This is a genomic window from Actinomadura geliboluensis (assembly GCF_005889745.1).
Classification (GTDB): domain Bacteria; phylum Actinomycetota; class Actinomycetes; order Streptosporangiales; family Streptosporangiaceae; genus Spirillospora; species Spirillospora geliboluensis.
Genome location: NZ_VCKZ01000571.1, coordinates 1 through 4,696, shown reverse-complemented (window position 1 = coordinate 4,696; position 4,696 = coordinate 1). Strand labels below are relative to the sequence as shown.

The 4,696-nt window shown below is 74.9% G+C and carries 5 protein-coding genes; 4 read left to right on the top strand and 1 reads right to left on the bottom strand.

All coding sequences use genetic code 11. From position 1 onward, the window contains the following. Window positions 1-236: 236 nt before the first annotated feature. Window positions 237-506 carry a hypothetical protein gene (locus tag ETD96_RS41550; RefSeq protein ID WP_138641970.1) on the top strand — a complete coding sequence of 90 codons (270 nt, stop codon included), beginning with the start codon at window positions 237-239 and terminating at the stop codon, window positions 504-506. A gap of 143 nt (window positions 507-649) precedes the next feature. Beyond that, window positions 650-1,174: a protein-tyrosine phosphatase family protein gene (locus tag ETD96_RS41545; RefSeq protein ID WP_205719727.1), complete on the top strand. Its 525-nt coding sequence runs from the start codon at window positions 650-652 to the stop codon at window positions 1,172-1,174. A gap of 31 nt (window positions 1,175-1,205) precedes the next feature. Here ETD96_RS41545 and ETD96_RS41540 read toward each other — a convergent pair whose 3' ends face one another. Beyond that, a complete protein-coding gene (locus ETD96_RS41540; protein WP_138641969.1) occupies window positions 1,206-2,192 on the bottom strand; it encodes a helix-turn-helix domain-containing protein in 987 nt (328 codons plus the stop codon). A 97-nt stretch (window positions 2,193-2,289) separates the two neighbouring features. Between ETD96_RS41540 and ETD96_RS41535 the strand changes: the two genes are divergently transcribed. Both ETD96_RS41535 and ETD96_RS41530 read left to right on the top strand, forming a co-directional pair. Beyond that, window positions 2,290-2,826: a rhodanese-like domain-containing protein gene (locus ETD96_RS41535; protein WP_138641968.1), complete on the top strand. Its 537-nt coding sequence runs from the start codon at window positions 2,290-2,292 to the stop codon at window positions 2,824-2,826. A gap of 197 nt (window positions 2,827-3,023) precedes the next feature. Continuing rightward, the gene (locus ETD96_RS41530) at window positions 3,024-4,487 is read left to right on the top strand and encodes a DEAD/DEAH box helicase (RefSeq protein WP_138641967.1); all 1,464 of its coding nucleotides are present in this window, start codon (window positions 3,024-3,026) and stop codon (window positions 4,485-4,487) included. The last annotated feature ends 209 nt before the right edge of the window (window positions 4,488-4,696 follow it).

The following is a 4,696-nucleotide window of genomic DNA, read 5'->3' as shown; positions in this document are numbered from 1 at the left end:
GGGCGGGGGCGGGAGCCGCGCCGGCGCCTGCGAGCACCTGGGAGCACACGGCACTCGACGCCGGACGCGCAGCGCGATGGTAACCAGGCCCTTCGCGCCCGGGAAGGCCCGGATCGGCCGACCTGCGGGAACCCGGAGAATCAGGCAGGCATTGCAAAAGCGGACACTCCGCCGGACGTCCGAAAAGCCCGCCGGACAGCCCCGCCCGCGCGCCGCCGCGGCCTAGACTGCGCGGCATGGACCTCAGCGACGCCACACGCATGATCCTGTCCGAGTCGGCGGCGCACCCGGAGCTGCTCCGGGTGACCCGGGAGGCGCACGACCGGCTGGCCCGCGGAGTCGGCGTCCCGCACACGGACCTCAGCTGGATGCTCCGGGAGGCCGCCCGCAAGAACGTCTACCCCGCTCTGCGCACCCGCTACGGCGTCGCCGCCTTCGACGAGATGGTCGTCGTCCTGTGCCGGGAGATCGACCACCAGGCCCCGGTCCCCGCCCGAACGCGCTGACGGCGCCCGAAATGCGCCGACAGCGCACGGATACGGGGAGCGTGCCCGAACCGCTGACGGCGCCCCGCGCCGCGCCTAGACTCCTCTCGGGCGCGACGCGTACCTTCGGCCGGAGGACGCGTACTTCGGCCTGAGGCGGGACAGTGCGCATCAAGGGCGGCGGAGCACCGGACGCGGAACAGCCGTGGAACGAGATCGTCCCCGGGCTGTGGATGGGCGGGCACTTCTACACGGAGTCCTCCGGCGAGCGCGCGCCCGCGGTCGTCGCGGACGAGTTCGACGTCGTCATCAGCATGTACCGCAAGGACGGCCACGGCCCGCCCGCCGACGTGGAGCACCACTACGAGGCCCTGCCGGACAGGCCGCTGACCGCCGTGCAACTGGAGGCGGTGTCGCGCCTCGCCGAGGTGGCGGTGGCGGCGGTGCGGCGCGGCCGGCGGGTGCTCGTCCGGTGCCACTCCGGCTACAACCGGTCCGGGCTCGTCGTCGCGCAGACCCTCATCGAGATGGGCTACCCGGCGGACGACGCCATCTTCCTCGTCCGGTACCGCAGGTCGAAGTGGGCGCTCAGCAACCAGACCTTCGTCGACTACCTGACGACCGGGCTGGACGTGGCGCGGCTCCTGACCGGCCTCGGCAGCCTCACCGAGGACGGCGACCTCACCTAGACCTGGCCGCACCCGGCAGCGCCGGCGGCGGTCAGCGGCCGGCGGCGGCACCGCGGAACGTCCGCCGGTAGGCCGACGGCGACGTCTTCATCGCCCGGACGAAATGGTGCCGGAACGTCGCCGGGCTCTCGAACCCGACGGCCGCGCCGATCTCCTCGATCGGCGCCGTGCCCTCCTCCAGCAGCGGCAGCGCGGCCAGGACCCGCTGGCCGATGACCCACCGCAGCGGGCTCGTCCCCGTCCGCCTGCCGAAATGCCGGACGAACGTGCGCGGCGCGAGGCACGCCACCCGCGCCATCCCCGCGACCGTGACGGGCTCGGCGAGGTGCGCCAGCGCCCAGGCCATCGCGCGCGCGACCGGGTCGTCCTCCGCGGGCGGGTGCACGGCGGCCTCCACGAACTGCGCCTGCCCGCCCTCCCGGTGCGGCGGGACGACCAGCCGCCGCGCGACCATGTTGGCGATGCGGGCGCCGTGGTCCTTGCGGACGAGGTGCAGGCACAGGTCGAGCCCGGCGGCGCTGCCCGCGCCGGTGAGCACGTCGTCGCCGTCCACGTAGAGGACGTCCGGGGTCACGCGGACGCGCGGGTGGCGGCGGCGGAGCAGGTCCGCGTACTGCCAGTGGGTGGTGGCCTCGCGCCCGTCCAGCAGGCCGGCGGCGGCGAGCGCGAACGCGCCCGAGCAGATGGACACGACGCGGGCGCCGCGCGCGTGCGCCGCGCGCAGCGCCGCGACCACCTCGGGCGGCGGGTCCCGCCGGACGTCGGGGACGGCCACGACCATCACGGTGTCCGCGGCCGCGAACGCGTCGAGCCCGTGCTCGGCGGTCATCGTGAAGCCGCCGACCACGCGCATCGGGCCGGGGCCGTACGCGCAGACCCGCAGGTCGTACCAGGGCACGTCCAGTTCGGGCCGGTGCAGCCCGAACACCTCGACGACCGCGCCGAGTTCGAACGGCGTCATCCCGTCGAACGCCAGCACCGAGACGGTGTGCCGGCGTGCCGGGGGAGCGGTGCGCATGGCCGGATCTTAGCGGTGGCGGACGTTCCCGCCACTCCCGGGCCGGTGCCGCGGCCCCCGAGGATCGAACCACCCGCACCGGACGAGGAGCCCCCCGATGACCGACACGCCCACCGACACGCCCACCGACATCTCCGCCGACACGCCCGCCGACACCGCTCACCCCGCCGACGCCGTCTCCGCCGTCACGGCGGTGCCCGCGGGCACCGCCGAGGAGGCGCGGCGGCACTTCGCCGCCCGGCTGGCCTTCGAGACCGATGTGTCGGACGTCGCCGCCGACCTGGCGGCGCGCGTGGCCGGGATCGTCGTCGTCGACACGCGCAGCGCCGAGAGTTGGGCGCAGGGCCACATCCCCGGCGCCGTCCATCTGCCCACCGCCGAGATCGCCGAGCGCGCCGACGCCCTGATCCCCCGGGACGCGACCGTCGTCGTCCACTGCTGGGGGCCCGGCTGCAACGGCGCGCAGAAGGCGGCTCTGGAGTTCGCGAAGCTCGGCCGCCCGGTCAAGGAGATGATCGGCGGGTTCGAGTACTGGGCGCGAGAAGGGTTCCCCGTGGCGCGCGGCGGCGCCGTGACGCGCCGGTCCCCCGACCCGCTGACGGCCCCCGCCTCGGGCGTCGCCTGCGCCTGTTGAGGCGGAGTCGGCGCATGTTCCGGCGGGGACGGGGCATAAGGATGTCCTTCGGCGACGTTAGACTCTACGAATCACTCTTCGACGCCCCCGGCGTCAGGCTCGTCCTTGCAGGCCGCCACATCGCGGTGCCTCCCGAGACGTGCCCCCCTCTCGGAAGGTAATGCGTGACCACAGCTGCCGCTGCACAGAACCCGACCATGCCCGCCACCGCGGACGAGGAGCGGGTTCCCACCTTCGCCGAGCTCGGCATCCCGCCGGTGCTGGTGAGCTCCCTGGAGCGCCAGGGCATCGAGGCGCCCTTCCCGATCCAGGCCGCCGCGATCCCCGACATCATGGCCGGACACGACGTCCTCGGCCGCGGCAAGACCGGTTCCGGCAAGACCCTGGCCTTCGGCCTGCCGCTCCTGTCCCGCCTCTCCGGCCGCAAGGCCGCCCCGAAGCGCCCGCTGGCGCTGATCCTCGTGCCGACCCGCGAGCTGGCCCAGCAGGTCCAGAACAACCTGGAGCCGCTCGGCCGCGGCCTCGGGCTGCGCTTCAAGACCGTCATCGGCCAGACGTCCATGTTCAAGCAGATCGACGCGCTGCGCCGCGGCGTCGAGGTCCTCGTCGCCACGCCCGGCCGGCTGAAGGACCTGATGCGGCAGGGCGCCTGCGACCTGTCCGACATCGAGATCGCCGTGCTGGACGAGGCCGACCACATGGCCGACATGGGCTTCCTGCCCGACGTCACCGACATCCTGGACGCCGCCAAGCGCGACGGCCAGCGCCTGCTCTTCTCCGCCACCCTCGACAAGGACGTGGACGTCCTGGTCAAGCGGTACCTGCACGACCCGGTCACGCACGCGATCGGCCCGGTGGACGAGTCCGTCGACACGATGGACCACCACCTCCTGCTCGTGGCGCCGAAGGAGAAGGGCGCCATCACCGCCGAGATCGCCAACCGCGAGGGCCGGACGATCCTGTTCGCCCGCACCAAGCACGGCGTCGACCGGCTCGCCAAGCAGCTCGTCCAGGTCGGCGTCCGCGCGGCGGGCCTGCACGGCGGCAAGAGCCAGGGGCTGCGCACCCGCACGCTCGCCGAGTTCCGCGAGGGCTCCATCAGCGTGCTGGTCGCCACCGACGTCGCCGCCCGCGGCATCCACGTCGACGACGTGTCGCTGGTCATGCACGTCGACCCGCCGGCCGACCACAAGGACTACATGCACCGCGCCGGGCGCACCGCCCGCGCCGGGGAGCGCGGCACCGTCGTCACGCTCGTCCTGCCGCACCAGGTGCGCTCCACGTCGGCGATGACGCGCCGGGCCGGCATCAACGCGCCCCGCGTCCGGGTGGCGAGCGGCGACGCCGAGCTGGTGAAGCTGACCGGCGCCCGGCAGCCGTCCGGCATCCCGATCGAGGAGCCGATCATCCCCGAGCGTCCGCGCCGCGAGGGCGGCCGTGGCCGGCAGGGCGGCGGCGGGCGCCGCCGGGGTCCGCGCTCCTTCGACCGCCAGGACGGCGGGCGCCGCCGCGAGGGCGAGCCCGGCCGCGGGGAGCACCGCACCTACTCCGGCGGCGACCGTCGGGGCGGCGGCCCGCGCACGGGCGGCGGCTCGCACGGCAACCGCCGCGGCGGTCCCCACAGCGGCGGCGGCGAGCGCCGCGCGGCCCGCTACAACTGACCGACGCCCCTCCAGGGCGACGCATCCGAGAAGCCCCGTCCGGCACCTGCCGGGCGGGGCTTCTCGCGTCCTGCCGTGCGGGACGCCGCCACCGGCCGCCTCTCAGTGAACCCGGCGGCCGTCACCGGCGTCGTAGGTCGCGACGGGAGCGGCGCGCGGAGGAGGGATCCGGAGGGTGACGTACTCGCGGGGGCCGGGACGTCCAGGGG

Coding starts and splice junctions, on each gene's coding strand:
- ETD96_RS41550 (WP_138641970.1), top strand. CDS start 237: ATGGACCTCAGCGACGCCACACGCATGATCCTGTCCGAGTCGGCGGCG.
- ETD96_RS41540 (WP_138641969.1), bottom strand. CDS start 2,192: ATGCGCACCGCTCCCCCGGCACGCCGGCACACCGTCTCGGTGCTGGCG.
- ETD96_RS41535 (WP_138641968.1), top strand. CDS start 2,290: ATGACCGACACGCCCACCGACACGCCCACCGACATCTCCGCCGACACG.
- ETD96_RS41530 (WP_138641967.1), top strand. CDS start 3,024: ATGCCCGCCACCGCGGACGAGGAGCGGGTTCCCACCTTCGCCGAGCTC.